Origin of the sequence: Methylobacterium sp. WL1 (assembly GCF_008000895.1) — a bacterium.
Taxonomy (GTDB): Bacteria; Pseudomonadota; Alphaproteobacteria; order Rhizobiales; family Beijerinckiaceae; genus Methylobacterium.
Window position 1 is genome coordinate 3,180,280 of sequence record NZ_CP042823.1, and the last position, 17,583, is coordinate 3,197,862.

The following is a 17,583-nucleotide window of genomic DNA, read 5'->3' on the forward strand; positions in this document are numbered from 1 at the left end:
GCCCCGTCAGGCCGCAAGATGGGGTTCGCGGCCGCGTCCCGGAAGACAGAGGCCCGATAGGCGGCCCCGTCAACAGGGTCGGATCGATCCGAATGCGGTTCCGTTCGTTTCCTCCCGTCCCACGCCCACGCTTCGAGGTCCCATGCCGCTCCTCCGACCGACGACTCTTCTGGCGCGCGGCGTCCTCGCGCTGGGCTTGTGGGCGCCCGCTGCCCTCCCCGGTGCGGCGGCCGAGGCGCCCGCCACACTCCCAGTTCCGCCGCCGCTCCCGCCGGAACGGCCGGACGCGCTGAAGCCCGCACAGCCGGCGGAGCAGAAATCCGCGTCGACACCCGAGGCCGCAAAGCCGACGCCACCGGCCCGTCCTGCCGAGCTGACGCCGCCGAAGGACGCCGCCGCGGAGCCTCAGAAGCCCGAGATCCCGACACCGCCGCCGACACCGCCGGAGCGACCGCCGGAACTGTCCGGCGAGGCGGCGCTGGCCCTCAAGGTCGCGCCGCCGGACGACACCGCCTGCCGGGTGCGGCTCAAGCGCCTCGGCGTGGAGTTCGAACCGCTGCCGCCCATCGCCGAGGGCCAGTGCACCGCACCGCTACCCTTGAAGGTGACCAAGCTCGCCGATGGCATCGCGCTGCCGGGGGGGGCGACGCTGACATGCCAGGTCGCGGAATCCTTCGCGCGCTGGGCGACGGAAGTTCAGGTCGCGGCCGACCGCACGCTCAAGCATCCGCTCACCGGGCTCGAACTCGGCGGCACCTATGTCTGCCGGGGACAGAACCACGATGTCGACGCCAAACTCAGCGATCACGCCTTCGCGGCCGCCGTGGACGTGATGGGCTTCGCCTTCGCGGGTCGCGCGAGCATCCCGGTCAAGGCGATGCCGGCGGGGTCCGAGGAGGCGGACTTCCTGGCCTCCGTCCGCGGGAAAGCCTGCGGGTTCTTCCGCACCGTTCTGGGCCCCGGCACCAACGCGGCCCACGCCAACCACTTCCACTTCGACGAGCGCGAGCGCAATGCCGGCCACCGGCTGTGCGAGTAATGGAGTGGTGTCGGTTCGGCGCGGAACGTTCCCGCACCCTCGAAGCTTGTGCGACCGGAGCGTGTCCGCTCCCGGGGAATATGACGTCGATGATGCGGAGACCTTCGCTGCCGGTTTGCGCGGCTCTGCTGGCAATCGGCGTCGCCGCGCCGGGTCACGCTGCCCCGTCCGACAAGGCGCCCGCGCTGACAGCGGAGGCGATCAACGGCGCCACCTTCAAGTCGCCCAATGCCGACAAGCCGGACGAGAAGTCGGACAAATCCAGGACGGCCAACAAGAAGGCGCGCGCCGGAAAGACATCCGATGCCAAGCCCGACCCGCTGATCGTCAAGGCGCAAGTGCTTCTGGATCGGGCCCGGTTCTATCCAGGCGCCATCGACGGCTTGAAGGGCGAGAACTACCAGCATGCCCTTTCGGCCTTCGCGGCGGCGCAGGGCCTACCCGCGACCCAGGACATGACGCGGGAACTCTGGGACAAGCTTCAGGCCACGAGCGACAAGCCGGTGGTGTCCGACTACGCGGTCACCGATGCGGATGCCTCGGGGCCCTACGTCGAGAAAATCCCGCCGAAGATGGAGGCGCAGGCTGACCTCGAGGAACTGGGCTACACCAATCCGCGGGAGATGCTGGCCGAGCGCTTCCATATGAGCCGCGACCTCGTCAGCGCGCTCAATCCGGACAAGCCGCTCGACAAGGCCGGCACATCGCTCACGGTGGCGGCTGTCGAGCCGATGGGTACCGACAAGCCGAAGGCGAAAGACTTGCCGCACGAGCCGAAGGTCGACCGGATCGAGGTGGACAAGACGAGCCGCGACGTGCGCGCCTTCGGGGCGGACGGCAAGCTTTTGGCCTTCTACCCGGCTTCCATCGGGAGTTCCGAGAAGCCTGCGCCCAGCGGCGAGACCAAGGTCAAGGGCGTCGCGTTCGACCCGGACTACACTTACAATCCGAAATACGCGTTCAAGGGCGTCAAGACGAACCGTAAGTTCTCGATCAAGCCGGGACCGAACAATCCGGTCGGCCTCGTCTGGATTGACCTCGCGATCCCGAGCTACGGCATCCACGGGACGCCCGAGCCCGAGAAGGTCGGGAAGACCGAGTCCCACGGGTGCATCCGACTCACCAACTGGAACGCCCGCGACCTCGCGGCGCACGTCTCCCGGGGCGCGAAGGTCGTGTTCAAGGACGATTGATGCGACTTGCGAATTGCCCTCCAAGGCCGGCCGTGCCGGAGGGCGACAAAAATGTATCGTGAGTTAACATCGCGGCCACCATTGATGCCGGAACGACCCGCGAACGCTTGACACGTCCGGTATTCCAGGCGACGCCACGGGTGGTCTCGCGGACCGTCCGGCGCGCTGCCTCGGCGCTTCCAAGCGCTGCTCCTGCGGCTCGCGAGGCGATACCAACCGCACGGCAAGATCCCCGGCGACGGGGGCGATCGAAGGGAAGACGGCCCGGCGTGACTGCTGACCCCAACGATGACGTCCTGAACGGCGTCCGCGTCCTCGTCGTCGAAGACGAGGCTGCGATCTCGATGCTGCTCGAGGACATGCTGCTCGACTTCGGCTGCGCCGTGGTCGGCCCTGCCGCACGCCTGTCGACCGCCCTCGAAATGGCCGCTCAGGAAACGTTCGAGATCGCGATTCTCGACGTGAACGTGGCCGGCGAACCGATTTACCCGGTGGCCGAAGCGATCGTGCAGCGCGACCTGCCCCTGGTGTTCTCCACGGGCTACGGTGGTGCCGGCATCCGCGAGCCATTCCGCGACAGGCCCGTGGTGCAGAAGCCCTTCAGTCAGGCCGACCTCAAGCGGACGCTGATCAGCGCGATCCGGGCCGCCCGCGGCTGACCGGTCGAATCGTCCGGTCATTGGCCTGCCGCGTTTCGGCGCCCGATGATTGGACCCGAAAAGCCGACTGCCTCACAACCCTTCGATGGTGAAGACGCTCGGCACGTGCACTGGCCACGCGCCGTCGCCGATGAACACGGCGTCGGCCCGAAGCGTCATCCCAGCGCACCAGGGATTGCGGCCGACCCACGCCCGCACCGCGCGGGAGAAGCGCCGACGCTTCGCGGCGTCGATCGCCGTTCGGGCATCGTCCAGCCGGGACCGAGCTTTGACCTCCACGAACACGATGGTGCGTGGACGCCGGACGATCAGGTCGATCTCGCCCCCGGCGAAGCTCACCCGTCGGCCGATCGGCCAGTAGCCTTTGGCCAGCAACGCCGCCATCGCCAGCCACTCGGCCCGGTGCCCGCGCAGATAGGCGGCGCGGCGCTGCAGGATGCGATCCGGCACAGCTCGTCTCAGTCCTGGCTGTCCCGGGCCAGCGCCAGCGCCCGGGTATAGATGGCGCGGCGTGGTTGCCCGGTCTCGTCCGCGACGAGGCTCGCTGCGTCCTTGATCGAGTGCCGCTCAAGGGCGGTGCGGATCAGCTCGTCCAGGGCGGCGTCACCCTCGGCCGTGCGCTCCGGCGCCGTCGCCGCGCCGATGATCACGACGATCTCGCCCTTCGGCGCGCCCTCCTGGCCGAACCGCTCGCTCAACGAGCCCAGCGTGTCCCGGCGGATCGTCTCGTAGAACTTGGTCAGTTCCCGGGTCACCGCGGCAGGACGGTCGGCGCCGAGCACGGATGCGGCGTCGGCCAGCATCTCCGGCAGGCGATGCGGCGACTCGAACAGGACCAGCGTGCCCGGGACCTGGATCAGGGCTTCGAGGCGGTTGCGCCGGGCCCCGGCCTTCTGGGGCAGGAACCCTTCGAAGAAGAACCGGTCGGTGGGCAGGCCCGCGGCCACCAGCGCAGTCATGACCGCGGAGGGCCCGGGCACGGGCGTGATCGCGACCTCGGCCTCGATCGCCGCCTGTACGAGCTTGTATCCGGGATCCGACACGAGCGGCGTCCCGGCATCCGAGACCAGGGCCAGGGCCTCGCCGGCCCGGAGCCGGGCCACCATCCGGTCGCGCACGGCCTCGTTCGAGTGCTCGTGATAGGCGAGCAACGGGGTCGTGATCCCGTAATGCGCCAAGAGCGTCCGGGTCACCCTCGTATCCTCGGCCAGCACGGCGTCGGCCGCCGCCAGGGTCGCGAGCGCCCGGATGGTGATGTCGCGCAGGTTGCCGATCGGCGTCGCCACAATGTGCAGACCCGGCGCCAACGGCTCCGTCTCGCTGGCGAGGCCGAAGGCCGTGAACGTGGTGTTCCGCGGGCGGTCCGCACCGGGCCTCTGGGACGGGGGTGTGGAAGTGGGTTTGGTTGAGATCGCTGGCCCCGGGGCATCGAATCGACGGTTCATCGCGGGTGATCTTGCCACAGTGCCGGCCCCGCGTCGCGGCTGCACGTCGAGTCCGGGGGCAAGTCGGTGTCGGCGCGTTTACATTTGAAAAATGCCCGGTCAGGTTGTTCGAACCTGCCCGAAGGAGACCGCCATGGCGCGTCCGAAGTGTGGGCGGAACCGTCTCGTGCGGGTCACCGCCCTGACCGTTGCACTCAGTGCCTTGGCGCTGGGTGGCTGCGTCGGCGGATTCGGGGACGGACGCGCGGCCCGGCGCGGCGGGCAGCCCCGGCCGAACTGTCGCCGCCGGCCGACGTGCCGCAGGCGGTGCCCCATCGGTCGCGGCGGACCGGAACGCTGCCCCCCTCACTCCGGCGGCGGCCGGCGGCAACCGCATCGGCTCGGGCACCGTGAAGGTCGCGCTGGTCCTGCCTTTGACCGGCACCGGAATGGCCGTCGGGACGGCCATGCGCAACGCCGCGCAGCTCGCCTTCGACGAGGCCCAGCAACCGGACCTGACGATCCTGATCGAGGACGACCGCGGCAGTTCGGACGGCGCCAGGGAGGCGACTCAGGAGGCCCTGAAGGAGGGCGCCGACATCGTGCTCGGTCCCGTTTTCGCCGCCAACGTCCAGGCCGCCGCCGTACCCGCCCGGGCCGCCGGCAAACCGGTGATCGGGTTCTCGACGGATGCCTCCGTGGCCGCCCGGGGGATCTATCTTCTCAGCTTCCTGCCGCAGCCCGAGGTCGACCGGATCGTCGACGAGTCGGTCGCCGACGGCCGGCGCTCCTTCGCGGCTTTGATCCCGGAGACCGCCTACGGCAACGCCGTCGAGGCCGAGTTCCGTGAGGCGGTCGCCCGCAAGGGGGCCCGGGTCGCGGCGGTCGAACGCTATCCGTCGGGGGCCCCCGGGCCGGCGGTGGAGCGGCTGGCGCGCGTCATCACGGGGGCCGGCGCGACGGCCGATACGCTGTTCATCCCGGATACCGCAGAGGCGATGCCGGCGGTGGCGGCGGCGCTGACCAAGGCCGGCTACAACCCGGCCCGGGTCAGGCCGGTCGGCACGGCACTCTGGAACGAGCCGTCGCTCTACGCGCTGCCCGCGCTCCAGGGCGGGCGGTTCGCCTCGCCCGACCGAAGCGGCTTCTCCAGTTTCAGCGGTCGCTACCAGGCCCGGTTCGGTGCCGTGCCGCCGCGGGTCGCCTCCCTCGCGTACGACGCCGTGATGCTGTCGGCGGCGCTGAACCGGCAATACGGATCGCAACGATTCGCCGAGACGACGCTGACCAACGCCTCTGGCTTCTCTGGAACGGACGGCACCTTCCGGTTTCGGCCAGAGGGGCTCAGCGATCGAGCGCTGGCGGTCTACGAGATCCGCAACAACGCCGCGACCGTGGTAAGCCCGGCACCGCGCGTCCTGGCCAAGCCCGGGACTTGATGATCGAGCCCGTCAGGCCGCGAGTTCGGCCACCAGGGCGTTGAGCACCGGCGCACCGCGGGGCGTGGCAGCGATTCGGCCGCCCGGCAGGCGATGGAGCAGGCCGTCGCCGACCAGCATGCCGATCCGGTTGCTGTTGAGCGGCCGGCCCTTCAGGGCGGCGTAGCGCTCGGGATCGATCCCCTCAGTCAGCCGCAGGCCCATTACAAGGAACTCGTCGGCCTGGTCTGCCGCCGCCAGGGTCTCGGTCTCGACGATCCCGTGGCCGTCGCGCTCGACGCGGGCGAGCCACGCTTCCGGGTTGCGTTCGGTGACGGTGCCGATCCGCCCGGCCGGCGTGACAAGGCGCCCATGGGCCCCCGGCCCGATGCCGGCATATTCGCCGTAGCGCCAGTAGAGCAGGTTGTGGCGGGATTCCGCGCCCGGCCGGGCATGGTTGGAGATCTCGTAGGACGGCAGGCCCGCCTGCCCGCAGACCTCCTGGGTCACGTCGTAGAGGATCCGGCCCACCTCGTCGTCGGGCGTCACCAGCTTGCCGGCGGAGGCGAGGCCGTGGAACGGCGTGCCCGGCTCGATGGTGAGCTGGTAGAGCGACAGGTGTTCGGCGGCGCGGGTGAGCGCCTCGTTCAGCTCGGCCCGCCACAGGGCGGGGGTCTGGTCGGGGCGTGCGTAGATCAGATCGAACGAGGTCCGGTCGAACACCGCCTGCGCGATGCCGATCGCCGCGAAGGCGTCCTCGGCGTTGTGCAGCCGCCCGAGCTTCTTCAACGACGCGTCGTCCAGCGCCTGCACGCCGAGCGACACCCGGTTCACCCCGGCGGTCCGGTAGCCGCGGAAGCGGCTGGCCTCGACGCTCGACGGGTTGGCCTCCAGGGTGATTTCGATATCCGAGGCCATCGCCCAGTGCGCCGCCACCGCGTCGAGCAGGCCCGCCACCGTCGCGGGATCCATCAGCGACGGCGTACCGCCGCCGAGGAAGATGCTGGTGACGGTGCGGCCCGGGGTACGGGCGGCGCTGTGGGCGATCTCCGCCCGGAATGCGTCGAGGTAGCGCGCCTGATCCACGCCCGCATGCCGGACGTGGCTGTTGAAGTCGCAATATGGGCACTTCGCGGCGCAGAAGGGCCAGTGCAGGTAGATGCCGAAGCCCGCGTCGCGGGTCGGATGGTCCGGGCCGGTCGAAGTCATGATCGCCGGGATGTGCGCGTGCCAGCGCGGTTTGGCAATCAGGCCGCCGGCGCCAGGCAGGCGCGGCTCAACAACACGAAGGCCCGGGCGCGGTGCGACAGCCCCTCCCCCTTCTGCCAATCGACACCGTGCTTCTCCTCGGCGCTCATCTCGCCGAAGGTCCGGGCATGGCCGTCCGGCTGGAAGATCGGATCGTAGCCGAAGCCGGCATCGCCCCGCGGCGGAACGAGCGTGCCGAACACACGGCCCTCGAAAAGCTCGGTATGGCCGTCCGGCCAGGCGAGCACGAGCGCGGAGACGAAATGCGCCGTCCGGTCGCTCGCGTCGCGCTGTTCCAGCTCCGAGACGATGCGTGCCATCGCGCCGGAAAAGTCCTTGGTCGGACCGGCCCAGCGCGCGGAGAAGATGCCCGGCGCGCCGTCCAGTGCATCGACGCAGAGGCCGGAATCGTCCGCGAAGGCGGGCAGTCCGGTCGCCTTGGCGGCGGCATGCGCCTTGATGGCGGCGTTCTCGGAGAACATCGTGCCGGTCTCGTCAGGCTCGGGCAGCCCCAGCTCGCCGGCCGAGACCGCCTCGATCCCGAACGGTGCCAGCAGCTCGCGCATCTCGGTGAGCTTGCCCGCGTTGTGGGTTGCGATCACCACCTTGCCGGTCAGCCTGCGGCTCACGCGATCGTCTCCTTCTGGAGCGCCACCAGCCGGTCGGTGCCGGCGCGGGCCAGCCGCAGCAATTCGAGGAGCTGGGCCTCGGAGAACGGCTCCATCTCGGCGGTGCCCTGCACCTCGACGATGCCGCCCTTGCCGGTCAGCACGAAGTTCGCGTCGGTCTCGGCCGCCGAATCCTCGGCGTAGTCGAGGTCGAGCACCGGTGTGCCCTTGTACAGGCCGCAAGACACGGCCGCGACGTGGTCGCGCAGCGGGTCCACCGAGATGATCGAGCGGGTGCGCATCCAGGCGAAGCAATCGTAGAGCGCCACCCAGGCACCGGTTATCGCCGCGGTCCGGGTGCCGCCATCGGCCTGGATCACGTCGCAATCGACGGTGATCTGGCGCTCTCCCATTGCGGGCAGGTTGGTGACCGCGCGGAGTGACCGGCCGATGAGCCGCTGGATCTCCTGCGTGCGGCCCGACGGCTTGCCCGAATTGATCTCGCGCCGGGTCCGGTCATGCGTCGCGCGCGGCAGCATCGCATACTCGGCGGTGACCCAGCCCTTGCCGGAGCCGCGCAGCCACGGGGGACCGCGCTCTTCGAGGGAGGCGGTGCAGAGCACGCGGGTGTTGCCGAAGCTGACCAGGCAGGAGCCCTCGGCGTAGCGCGAGACCGCGCGCTCCAGGGTGACCGGCCGCAGCTCGTCGGCGGCGCGCTTCGAAGGCCTCATCGCGGGCCCTTTCTGATGAGAGAGTGAGGGCCGGGCTCTTAGGCCGCGGAGCCTGCGCGGGCAAGCATCGCCGTACGGATTGATCCCTGGACACCGGGCGGACATGATCGCACGACAGGATGACCGCGTGACCGATTCCAACAGCCTCTTTCCGCAAGACCCCTCGATGCAGGCGCTCGCCGCCCTCAACGAGCGCGCCCGCGAGATCTTCCGGCAGATCGTCGAGAGCTATCTCACGACCGGCGAGCCGGTGGGGTCGCGCAACCTGGCGCGCATCCTCCCGATGGCGCTGTCGCCGGCCTCGATCCGCAACGTCATGGCGGACCTGGAGCATTCCGGCCTGATCTTCGCGCCGCACACCTCGGCCGGCCGGCTGCCGACCGAGCTCGGGCTGCGGTTCTTCGTGGATGCCATGCTCGAACTCGGCGATGTCGGCCAGGAGGAGCAGACCCGGATCGAGGCGGAGATGCGCGCCGCCGCCTCTGGCCACACCTTCGATTCGGCGCTGGCCGCAGCCTCGACCATGCTGTCGGGCATCTCGCGCGGCGCTGGCGTGGTTCTGACCACGAAGGCGAACGTCCACCTCAAGCACATCGAGTTCGTCCGCCTCGATCCGGCCCGCGCCCTCGTGGTGCTGGTCTCCGACGACGGCTCGGTGGAGAACCGGCTGGTCGACCTGCCGCCGGGTCTGCCAGCCGGCGCGCTCCAGGAGGCCACGAACTTCCTCAATGCCCGGCTGCAGGGCCGCACCCTCGGCACGCTGCGCGCCGAGATCGAGGCTGGCCGCAAGGCGATGAAGCGCGAGTTGGACGCGCTGACCGAGCGCTTGGTCGATGCAGGCCTCGCGACGCCGGTGGGCCCGAGCGAAGCCCGGCAACTGATCGTGCGCGGTCAAGCGAACCTGCTCGACGACCTGCGCGCCGTCGAGGACCTTGAGCGCATCCGCCTGCTGTTCAACGATCTCGAGACCCAGAAGGACGTCATCGACCTCCTGGCCCGCGCCGAGGGCGGCGAGGGCGTGCGGATCTTCATCGGCTCGGAGAACAAGCTGTTCTCGCTCTCGGGCTCGTCGCTGATCGCCGCGCCGTTCCGCGACGGGTCGCAGAAGATCGTCGGCGTCGTCGGCGTGATCGGGCCCACGCGGCTGAACTACGCCCGTATCGTCCCGATGGTCGATTACACCGCCCGGGTGGTATCGAAGCTGCTCGACGGCAGCCGCTGACAGCCGCCCGTCGGGCCGCGCTCAAGCGGCCCGGACGGTGTGCAGGAAGTCTGCAACCTCGCGAGACAGCTGCGCCGATTGCCGCGAGAGCGCGGAGGCCGCGTCGAGCACCTGATGGGCGGCCGTGCCGGTCTGCTCCGAGGCCGCGGCGACGCCGGTGATGTTCGTGGTGACCTCGTCTGTCCCGCTCGCCGCCTGGCTGACGTTGCGCACGATCTCCTGGGTCGCCGTGCCCTGCTGCTCCACCGCGGCCGCTACCGCGCCTGTGACGCGGTTGATGTCGCGGATGCGCGTCATGATCCCGCCGATCGCCTGCGTGGCGTGGTCGGTCGATCCTTGGATCCGACCGATCAGGCCGGTGATCTCTTCGGTGACGCGTCCGGTCTGGGCAGCCAGTTCCTTCACCTCGGACGCAACGACGGCGAAGCCCCGTCCGGCCTCGCCCGCGCGCGCGGCCTCGATCGTCGCGTTCAGGGCGAGGAGATTGGTCTGGGCCGCGATGCTGGAGATCAGCCCGACCGCGTCGCCGATCTTCGAGACCGCCTGGGCCAGGTCCTGCACCAGATGGCCGGTCTGGTCCGCCTCGCCGACCGCCGCTTGCGCCAGGGTGGTCGAGCCCTCCACCTGCCCGGCAATCTCCCGGACGCTGGTGCCGAGTTGCTCCGCTGCGGCCGCGACCGTGCGGACGTTGGTGGCCGCCTCCTCGGCGGCGGCCGCGACGCTGGTCGATTGCGCCGCAGCCTGGGTCGCGCTCGCCGTCAGGGTCTGGGCCGTGGCCTCAAGCTCGGTGGCCGAGGACGAGACCATGCCGACGATCGCCCCGACGGCCTGCTCGAAGCCATCGGCCAGCGCATTCATCGCGCGCCTGCGCTCGGATTCGGCGGCCTCGTCCGCCCCGCGCTTCGCCTCGGCCTGGTCGCGCGCCCGCTGCGCCACCAGCGCCTTGATGCCCTCGACCGCTTGGCCGACCAGGCCGATCTCGTCGCCGCGCCGAGCCTCGGCGATCTCGGTATCGAGCGCGCCCTGGCTCATGCGCTGCAGGACGCCAACCAAGCGATTGAGCGGACGCGAGACGGTGAGCGTCATCAGCCGGCCGACGACGAGGCCGAGCACGAGCAGGACCAGAAGGGTGGCCACCGCCAGCTCCTTCGCCAACAGCGTGGTCGAAGCCAGCGCCTCGGCGCTGTCGACCGAGAGCGCGATGTACCACTCGAGCGATGGCGGCAGGTTCGGGACGCGGGCGAAGGCGGTGAAGGTCGGCCGGCCGCCCTCCTGGGTCGCGGCAAGGTCGCCGCCGATCTTCGGCGGCGGCCCCGCGATCAAGTCCGACAGCGGTTTGCCGATCAGCTCCGCGCGCGGATGGGCCAGCACCGTTCCACCGCGCGACACCAAATAGGCGTAGCTTTTGCCGCCCGCGCCGACCTCGGCGATCATCCGGGTCAGGGCGGCGCTGTCGAAGTCGCCTCCGATCACGCCGAGGACCGCCCGGTTCTTGCCGAAGACAGGCCCCGCCGCAGTTATCGTGACGGCGTTGGTTCCGGCGTCGATATAGGGCTCGGTCAAGACAGCTTGCCCCGCCGCCAAGGCATCCTTGTACCAGGGACGCTCACGCGGGTCGTAGCCGGAGGGCAGCTCGGACTTGGGCACCATTGTGTAAAAGCCGTCCGGACGGCCGATATACGCACTGAAGAAGAGGTTGCGCGCCATCGGCAGACCGAGGACGTCGTTCGCCTCCGGCCCGATTCCGGCAAGCGCGATCTGCTGCGCCATGAGCTGTGTCACGTCGAGCTTGCCGCGCAACCAGTTTCCGACACTCCGCGCCGATGCGACGCTCAGGCTCGCCATGTTTGCGTTGAGGTTAGCCCGTAGGGCGGAGGATTGCGTGGCGTAGAGATAGGCAGAACTTGCGCCGAAGGCGGCACAGACCACGCTCAGGATCAGGAGCATAGCGCGGCCGGAGACTCCAAGGCGCGGTCGCCAGCCGCGCGCAGGTCCGACCGCGTTGAATTCCTGTCCCGACATGCCCTGCCCTCGTCAGCCGCTAATCGATCGATCACCCCCGCAGGACCTGCATCCGTAAATCGACACCGATACTTGTTGTCGATAACTGGAATGCTGTCCGCGGACACTGAACGCTCGATCTTCATCGAAGCGTCTCAGCTGCTGGTTCAGAAGCATCAACCGTGCCGACCGCTTCGCTATTCTTCACAGCTTTCGGTCATCTTGCAATCTCTTGCTGCGCATCAAGGTGAGTGTCAGGGCTTTCTTGAATCTCTCATCAAAATGCTGCCCGCCGGGATCCGTGCCCCCGGCGGAGCAGGTGTTTGTCGGTCATGATTGCGCTCGGGGCGAAGCGACCATCCCGCACATCATGCAGGGATCACGTCGACGATCTCATAAGTATCGGGATCGATGATCACGATGTCGTCGCGCACCAGGATGAAGTCATATCCCTCGTATTCCGGCACGATCTCGATGATCGCGGGCGGAAGCCGGTGGAGCCTGACGGAGCGCGGGATCGCGGTTCCGACCGCGAGGCCGAACGCGACGTCCCGCAGCGGCGAGACACCGAGCCGGGTGATCGAGCCGCGGAACTCGGTGCGCTGACGGGTGTCGAGACGGCCGACCGCACCGCGGGCCGAACCGCCGCCGCGACCGCCCCGCACGCCGTCGCGCACGCCACGATCGCCGCGCTCACCTGCAGCCCCTCGATCGCCGCGCTGGTTGGGGCCTGTCTCATCGCGGCCGCCGCGGTCACCGCGCTGGCCTGGGCCGGTCTCGTCACGACCGCCGCGCTGTTCGACCGGGCCGCCGTCGCGGCCACCCCTTTCTGCAGCGTCGGGAGTGCCGCCCGGGCCGCCGGGGCCTCCCTGCGCAAACGCCGTCGCCGCGCCGGCGATGAGGATGGCGGCCGCCACCGTGTCCCTGAAGATCCGCGCCATGGCCTGTCGTCCCGTTGTGGTTGTGGTGCCTTCGGCACCCGTGCCGGGCCGCAACGGGGTCCCGCGCAAAACCGTTCCGTGCCGGTCAGCGATCCAGGGCGAAGACAAATGACACTGTCGGCCGCTGTCCCGGCCAAAGTCCGATCACGGACTTGCGATCACGGTCGTCGCCTGTAACGTCGCCGCCATCGAAGAATAGGCCGGCTGTTACCGGCCGATGAATCACGCGATGGAGACGCCATGTCCGCCCTGAGGGACGATACGATCGGTATCGCACCGAGTGCCGCCGACGACGCCGCCGACCGCAAGCGTCGGATCTGGGCGATCGTCGGTTCGTCCTCAGGTAATCTGGTCGAGTGGTACGACTTCTATTGCTACGCGTTCTTCGCGCTCTACTTCGCGCCGGCTTTCTTCCCCAAGGGCGATTCGACAAGCCAGCTCCTCCAGACCGCCGGCATTTTCGCGGTGGGCTTCTTCATGCGCCCCGTGGGCGGCTGGCTGTTCGGGCGCATCGCCGACCGGGTCGGGCGGCGGACCTCGATGGTCGTCTCGGTGCTGATGATGTGCTTCGGCTCGCTGCTGATCGGCATATTGCCGACCTACGAACATGTCGGCACGCTGGCCCCCGTCCTGCTGCTGCTTGCACGCATGCTTCAGGGCCTGTCGGTGGGCGGCGAATACGGCACCTCGGCGACCTACATGAGCGAGGTCGCGATCAAGGGGAAGCGCGGGTTCTTCGCCTCGTTCCAGTACGTCACGCTGATCGGCGGCCAGCTGCTCGCGTCGCTGGTCTTGGTGCTGCTCCAGACGGTGATGACCGCCCCGGAGCTGACCGCCTGGGGCTGGCGCATCCCGTTCTTCATCGGCGCCGGGTTGGCCGTGGTGGCGCTGTACCTCCGCCGCTCGCTCGCCGAGACCAAGGAAGCCGGCGACAAGGAGACCGCCGGTACCTTCGCCGAGCTGTTCAAGCACTGGCGGGCGTTCTGCGTCGTCCTGGCCTACACGGCCGGCGGCTCCCTGAGCTTCTACACGTTCACCACTTACATGCAGAAGTACCTGGTCAACACCGCCGGCATGCCGAAGACCTCCGCGTCGCAGGTGATGACCTGCGTGCTGTTCGTGTACATGGCGATCCAGCCGCTGTTCGGCGCGTTGTCCGACAGGATCGGTCGCAAGGCGAACATGCTGCTCTATAGCGGCCTCGGCACGCTCATGGTGGTGCCGCTGATGACCGCTCTCGGGACCAACAAGGATCCCTACCTGGCCTTCGCCCTGATCACCCTCGGCCTGTCGGTGGTGTCGTTCTACACCGGCATCAGCGGCATCGTGAAAGCCGAGCTGTTCCCCACTAACGTGCGCGCCCTTGGCGTCGGCCTGTCCTACGCGCTGGCCAACGCCATGTTCGGCGGCACCGCCGAGTTCGTCGCCCTGTGGTTCAAGGACGCCGGCATGGAGAGCACGTTCTTCTGGTACGTGACCGTGCTGATGGCGGTGGCGTTCGTGGGTTCGCTGATCATGCCGAACCCCAAGGTGCACGGCTATCTCGACGGTGCCGGCACCGTGGAAGAGGCGCTCGGCAAGAAGCGCCGGTTCGCCCACGCCTGAACCCGGCGGGCCGACGACAACGACGAGGCGGCCGGCCCGTACGCCCGATGACTGGCCTCCCGCCGATCGCGTGACACGAAAGCGGGAGGACACGATGCTGAAAATCGCCGTCACGGGCGCCCTGGCTCTGCTCTGTTTCGGGGCCGCTCAGGGCGCTCGGTCCGAGGAAGCCGGGCCCTTCAAGCCGACCCGACCCGCCGGCTACTTCTTCGTCGGTGGCCGCTACGAGACCGCGAACAACCGGACGACCGCCCACGGGCAGATGTTCGTCGCGTATCGCGCACCGGAGCGGGTCACGCAGCCCTATCCGGTGGTGATGGTTCACGGCACGGCGCAGACCGGGACCAACTTCCTCGGGACGCCCGACGGACGGTCCGGCTGGGCCGACCGCTTCGCCGCCAAGGGGTTTGCGGTCTACGTTGTCGATCAGGTCGGGCGGGGACGCTCGGGCGGCGATGCGGAGACGTACGGACCCTACGCCCGTCTGCCCGCCGAGGACCTCGAGACCGTGTTCACCGGCCAGGAACGCTCCGGGCTCTACCCGCAGGCGAAGCTGCATACCCAATGGCCGGGCGGGCCGGGCCTGCGCGGCAACGCGGCTTTCGATGCGTTCTACCGCTCTCAGGTGCCCTACATCGCGAGCGCCCTGAAGAGCGAGGAACTGGTCGATCCGGCGCTGATCGCGCTCCTCGAAAAGATCGGGCCGGCTATCGTGCTGACCCATTCGCAGGCCGGCGTTTTCGGCTGGGCGGTCGCCGACCAGCGGCCCGACCTCGTCAAGGCCCATGTCGCCGTCGAGCCGAACGGACCGACCTTCTTCGACGTCCGGTTCAAAGGCGGCACCGACTGGTACGAGCGGGTCGGGGACGCCCGGGCCCGCCCCTACGGCATCACCCGCGTGCCGCTGCATTTCGAGCCGCCGGTGAGTGGCCCGACGGACCTGACCGTGGTCCAGGCCGAGCGCGCGGCCGGGCCGGACAAGATCCGCTGCTGGTTGCAGGCGGAGCCCGCCCGCGCCCTGCCGAACCTCGCCAAGGTGCCCGCGGTAATCGTCACCGCGGAGGCCTCGTTCCGGGCGACCATGGACGATTGCACGGCGGCCTTCCTCACGCAGGCGGGCGCCAAGCCGGACCGGCTGGCGCTGGCCGAGCACGGGATCCACGGCAACGGCCACATGATGATGCTGGAATCGAACAGCGATCAGGTGGCGGACGCGATCGTCGGGTGGATCGAGGGCCGGATCGGCGACGGCGATCCCCGGCCTTAACGCCCTGCTTACCCTCTGCCGCGAGGGTACGGCCCGTCATACGACGAGGCTTTGCATGACCGACATGACCGACACCGTGGGCGTCGCGGGCGACCGCATCCGCTCGATCATCGAGCGCGTGGAACGGCTGGAGGAGGAGATCAAGGACTTGATGGAGGCGAAGAAGGAGATCTTCGCCGAGGCCAAGGGCGAAGGCCTGGACGTTAAGATCCTCAAGGAGATCCTGAAGATCCGCAAGCAGGACAAGGACGAGCGCGACGAGCACGAGACGCTGCTCGACGTCTACCTGCGCGCCATGGACGCGCCGGCCCCGGCCCCGATCAAGGCGGCCGCCTGACGCGACCAAATGGGGCGGCGCTCGGGCGCCGTCCCGTCCTCAGACGACCGGCTCGGCTGCGAGATAGGCGGCGATGTTGCGCCGGACGCGGTCGAGCGGCACGTCGTCCGACTCGGGGAGCGTAAAGCGCGCGCCGGTGATCGTCTCGTAGGCCCGGATGTAGACCGCAGCGGTTTCCAGCACGATCTCGGCCGGGATCTCGGGGATCGGGTCCTGATACGGGTCGCATCGGGCCACGACCCAGTTGCGCACGAAATCCTTGTCGAAGCTCTCCGGGGCGGTCCCCGCTTCGAAGCGCTCGGGGTAGCTCTGCGCGAACCAGTAGCGGCTGCTGTCCGGGGTGTGGATCTCGTCGGCGAGCACGATGCGCCCCTCCGGATCGGTGCCGAACTCGTACTTCGTGTCGGCCAGGATCAGCCCGCGCTCGGCCGCCAGTTCCTGGCCGCGGGCGAACAGCGCCAGGGCCGCTTCGGAGACGGTCCGCCATTGCTCCGGGGTGAGCAGGTTGCGCTCCAGGATCTCGGCTTCCGTCAGCGGCTCGTCGTGGCCCCCGTCGAACGCCTTGGTGGTCGGCGTGATAATGGGCTTCCCCAGGCGCTCGTTCGGCCGCATGCCGTCCTGGAAGCGATGCCCGTACATCTCCCGCTCGCCGGCCCTGTAACGCGTGAGCACAGAGGTCGAGGTCGTGCCCGCGAGATAGCCGCGCACCACCACCTCGACCGGCAGGATCTCCAGGCGGCGGCCGACCACGACGTTCGGGTCCGGGTAGGCCAGGACGTGGTTCGGGCAGAGGTCGGCCGTGCGCTCGAACCAGTAGCGCGCGGTCTGGGTCAGCACCTGACCCTTGAACGGGATCGCGGCGAGCGCCCGGTCGAAAGCGCTGATCCGGTCCGAGGTGATCAGGATGCGCCGTCCGTCAGGGAGGTCGTAATTGTCCCGCACCTTGCCGCGGTAATGGTTCGGCAATTCGGGCAGCGTCGCCTCGCGCAGGACCTGGTGGGCATGCGGGGCGAGATCTGCCGTGTTCATCGGACCGTTCCCTCAGGCTGCACGGCGACGGCGCCGCATCGCGTGTGTGCGCGGACAGCCGCGAGATTTCCAGCCCCCCGGGGCCCTTCGCAGTGGGCCGGCCTGCCCCGAGCGAGCGATCAGGCGACCCGTACCGTGTCGAGGAAGCGCGCGACTTCGGCGGCGAGGTGCTCGGATTGCCGCGACAGTTCCGAGGCCGCATTCAGGGCCTGGATTGCCGCGGCGCCTGTGTCCTCGACGGCGTTGGCGACACCGGCGATGTTGGGGGTGACCTCACCCGTGCCCGTCGCCGCTTGACCGACGTTGCGAACGATCCCCCGGTCGACGCACCTTGATGCTCGACTGCCGTGGCGATGCTGATCGCCACGCCGTTGATTTCTTGGATGCGCGCGGTGATCGACCCGAAGGCCGACGCCGCCTGGCCAGTCGGAGCCTGGACCCTGGCGATCTGGCCGGCGATCTCTTCCGTTGCCTTGGCGGTCTGCTCGGCCAAGGCCTTCACCTCGGAGGCTACGACCGAGAAGCCGCGGCCGGCCGCACCGGCACGAGCCGCTTCGATAGTGGCATTGAGCGCAAGCAGGTTAGTCTGCCCGGCGATCGACGAGATCAGCCCGACCACGTCGCCGATCCAGGCTACCGTGGCGCTCAGTTCCTGAACGGAGATTGCGGTCTGCACAGCCTCCGTGACGGCACCCAGCGCGAGCTTGGCCGAGCCGTCGACCTGCTGGCCGATCTCCTGTACCGATGAGCCCAAGACCTCGGATGCAGCCGCCACGTCTCGTTGACGTTGGATGCGGCCTGTTTGGCCGCGGACTGGACGGAGGTCTGCGCGGCCATGGCCGACATCGCGCCGATCTCCTT

Annotated in this window: 15 protein-coding genes and 2 pseudogenes; 8 read left to right on the forward strand and 9 right to left on the reverse strand. The window is 69.2% G+C overall.

What is annotated here, in order from left to right:
* Nucleotides 1–142: 142 nt before the first annotated feature.
* From FVA80_RS15495 to FVA80_RS15505, 3 genes are all read left to right on the forward strand, one after another.
* A complete protein-coding gene (locus FVA80_RS15495; protein WP_147906950.1) occupies nucleotides 143–1,039 on the forward strand; it encodes an extensin family protein in 897 nt (298 codons plus the stop codon).
* A gap of 89 nt (nucleotides 1,040–1,128) precedes the next feature.
* The gene (locus FVA80_RS15500; RefSeq protein ID WP_187193368.1) at nucleotides 1,129–2,232 is read left to right on the forward strand and encodes a L,D-transpeptidase; all 1,104 of its coding nucleotides are present in this window, start codon (nucleotides 1,129–1,131) and stop codon (nucleotides 2,230–2,232) included.
* Nucleotides 2,233–2,501: 269 nt separating this feature from the next.
* A complete protein-coding gene (locus FVA80_RS15505; protein ID WP_147906951.1) occupies nucleotides 2,502–2,891 on the forward strand; it encodes a response regulator in 390 nt (129 codons plus the stop codon).
* Nucleotides 2,892–2,963: 72 nt separating this feature from the next.
* Here the strand turns inward: FVA80_RS15505 and FVA80_RS15510 are convergent, their stop codons facing one another.
* Nucleotides 2,964–3,353, reverse strand: a complete 390-nt coding sequence (locus FVA80_RS15510; protein WP_147906952.1) for a YraN family protein — start codon at nucleotides 3,351–3,353, stop codon at nucleotides 2,964–2,966.
* A complete protein-coding gene (gene rsmI, locus FVA80_RS15515) occupies nucleotides 3,350–4,336 on the reverse strand; it encodes a 16S rRNA (cytidine(1402)-2'-O)-methyltransferase (protein WP_147906953.1) in 987 nt (328 codons plus the stop codon). The genes FVA80_RS15510 and rsmI overlap by 4 nt, the downstream gene beginning before the upstream one ends.
* Before the next feature lie 133 nt (nucleotides 4,337–4,469).
* Between rsmI and FVA80_RS15520 the strand changes: the two are divergent.
* Nucleotides 4,470–5,754, forward strand: a pseudogene (locus FVA80_RS15520) (penicillin-binding protein activator).
* Nucleotides 5,755–5,766: 12 nt separating this feature from the next.
* Here FVA80_RS15520 and hemW read toward each other — a convergent pair.
* The 3 genes from hemW to rph are packed head-to-tail and all read right to left on the reverse strand — an operon-like array spanning nucleotide 5,767 to nucleotide 8,320.
* On the reverse strand, nucleotides 5,767–6,942 hold the full coding sequence (gene hemW / locus FVA80_RS15525) for a radical SAM family heme chaperone HemW (protein WP_187193370.1): 1,176 nt from the start codon (nucleotides 6,940–6,942) through the stop codon (nucleotides 5,767–5,769).
* A gap of 38 nt (nucleotides 6,943–6,980) precedes the next feature.
* Nucleotides 6,981–7,610 (reverse strand): RdgB/HAM1 family non-canonical purine NTP pyrophosphatase, encoded by a 630-nt coding sequence (gene rdgB, locus FVA80_RS15530; RefSeq protein ID WP_147906954.1) that lies wholly within the window; start codon nucleotides 7,608–7,610, stop codon nucleotides 6,981–6,983.
* On the reverse strand, nucleotides 7,607–8,320 hold the full coding sequence (gene rph, locus FVA80_RS15535) for a ribonuclease PH (protein WP_147906955.1): 714 nt from the start codon (nucleotides 8,318–8,320) through the stop codon (nucleotides 7,607–7,609). The genes rdgB and rph overlap by 4 nt, the downstream gene beginning before the upstream one ends.
* A gap of 166 nt (nucleotides 8,321–8,486) precedes the next feature.
* Between rph and hrcA the strand changes: the two genes are divergently transcribed.
* The gene (gene hrcA / locus FVA80_RS15540) at nucleotides 8,487–9,542 is read left to right on the forward strand and encodes a heat-inducible transcriptional repressor HrcA (protein ID WP_147906967.1); all 1,056 of its coding nucleotides are present in this window, start codon (nucleotides 8,487–8,489) and stop codon (nucleotides 9,540–9,542) included.
* Between the two features lie 21 nt (nucleotides 9,543–9,563).
* Here hrcA and FVA80_RS15545 read toward each other — a convergent pair whose 3' ends face one another.
* The gene (locus tag FVA80_RS15545; RefSeq protein WP_147906956.1) at nucleotides 9,564–11,489 is read right to left on the reverse strand and encodes a methyl-accepting chemotaxis protein; all 1,926 of its coding nucleotides are present in this window, start codon (nucleotides 11,487–11,489) and stop codon (nucleotides 9,564–9,566) included.
* A gap of 422 nt (nucleotides 11,490–11,911) precedes the next feature.
* Nucleotides 11,912–12,484: a DUF1236 domain-containing protein gene (locus FVA80_RS15550; RefSeq protein ID WP_147957842.1), complete on the reverse strand. Its 573-nt coding sequence runs from the start codon at nucleotides 12,482–12,484 to the stop codon at nucleotides 11,912–11,914.
* Between the two features lie 240 nt (nucleotides 12,485–12,724).
* On the opposite strand from FVA80_RS15550, the gene FVA80_RS15555 reads away from it, so the two are divergent.
* The 3 genes from FVA80_RS15555 to FVA80_RS15565 all read left to right on the forward strand — a co-directional run bounded on the left by FVA80_RS15555 (nucleotide 12,725) and on the right by FVA80_RS15565 (nucleotide 15,693).
* The gene (locus FVA80_RS15555) at nucleotides 12,725–14,089 is read left to right on the forward strand and encodes an MFS family transporter (protein ID WP_147906858.1); all 1,365 of its coding nucleotides are present in this window, start codon (nucleotides 12,725–12,727) and stop codon (nucleotides 14,087–14,089) included.
* Nucleotides 14,090–14,183: 94 nt separating this feature from the next.
* Nucleotides 14,184–15,356 (forward strand): alpha/beta hydrolase, encoded by a 1,173-nt coding sequence (locus FVA80_RS15560; RefSeq protein WP_147906857.1) that lies wholly within the window; start codon nucleotides 14,184–14,186, stop codon nucleotides 15,354–15,356.
* 55 nt (nucleotides 15,357–15,411) lie between these two features.
* On the forward strand, nucleotides 15,412–15,693 hold the full coding sequence (locus FVA80_RS15565; protein WP_050734557.1) for a DUF2312 domain-containing protein: 282 nt from the start codon (nucleotides 15,412–15,414) through the stop codon (nucleotides 15,691–15,693).
* A 39-nt stretch (nucleotides 15,694–15,732) separates the two neighbouring features.
* On the opposite strand, the gene FVA80_RS15570 is transcribed toward FVA80_RS15565, so the two are convergent.
* Together FVA80_RS15570 and FVA80_RS31295 are read right to left on the reverse strand one after the other, a co-directional pair.
* The gene (locus FVA80_RS15570; protein ID WP_147906856.1) at nucleotides 15,733–16,722 is read right to left on the reverse strand and encodes a phosphoribosylaminoimidazolesuccinocarboxamide synthase; all 990 of its coding nucleotides are present in this window, start codon (nucleotides 16,720–16,722) and stop codon (nucleotides 15,733–15,735) included.
* Between the two features lie 119 nt (nucleotides 16,723–16,841).
* A pseudogene (locus FVA80_RS31295) lies at nucleotides 16,842–17,568 on the reverse strand (methyl-accepting chemotaxis protein); the annotation flags it as partial.
* Nucleotides 17,569–17,583: the final 15 nt, after the last annotated feature.

What these genes read in the sequence shown, in the direction of transcription:
- FVA80_RS15495 (WP_147906950.1), top strand. Translation starts at nt 143, where the DNA reads ATGCCGCTCCTCCGACCGACGACTCTTCTGGCGCGCGGCGTCCTCGCG.
- FVA80_RS15500 (WP_187193368.1), top strand. Translation starts at nt 1,129, where the DNA reads ATGATGCGGAGACCTTCGCTGCCGGTTTGCGCGGCTCTGCTGGCAATC.
- rsmI (WP_147906953.1), bottom strand. Translation starts at nt 4,336, where the DNA reads ATGAACCGTCGATTCGATGCCCCGGGGCCAGCGATCTCAACCAAACCC.
- hemW (WP_187193370.1), bottom strand. Translation starts at nt 6,942, where the DNA reads ATGACTTCGACCGGCCCGGACCATCCGACCCGCGACGCGGGCTTCGGC.
- rph (WP_147906955.1), bottom strand. Translation starts at nt 8,320, where the DNA reads ATGAGGCCTTCGAAGCGCGCCGCCGACGAGCTGCGGCCGGTCACCCTG.
- hrcA (WP_147906967.1), top strand. Translation starts at nt 8,487, where the DNA reads ATGCAGGCGCTCGCCGCCCTCAACGAGCGCGCCCGCGAGATCTTCCGG.
- FVA80_RS15545 (WP_147906956.1), bottom strand. Translation starts at nt 11,489, where the DNA reads ATGCTCCTGATCCTGAGCGTGGTCTGTGCCGCCTTCGGCGCAAGTTCT.
- FVA80_RS15550 (WP_147957842.1), bottom strand. Translation starts at nt 12,484, where the DNA reads ATGGCGCGGATCTTCAGGGACACGGTGGCGGCCGCCATCCTCATCGCC.
- FVA80_RS15555 (WP_147906858.1), top strand. Translation starts at nt 12,725, where the DNA reads ATGTCCGCCCTGAGGGACGATACGATCGGTATCGCACCGAGTGCCGCC.
- FVA80_RS15560 (WP_147906857.1), top strand. Translation starts at nt 14,184, where the DNA reads ATGCTGAAAATCGCCGTCACGGGCGCCCTGGCTCTGCTCTGTTTCGGG.
- FVA80_RS15565 (WP_050734557.1), top strand. Translation starts at nt 15,412, where the DNA reads ATGACCGACATGACCGACACCGTGGGCGTCGCGGGCGACCGCATCCGC.
- FVA80_RS15570 (WP_147906856.1), bottom strand. Translation starts at nt 16,722, where the DNA reads ATGAACACGGCAGATCTCGCCCCGCATGCCCACCAGGTCCTGCGCGAG.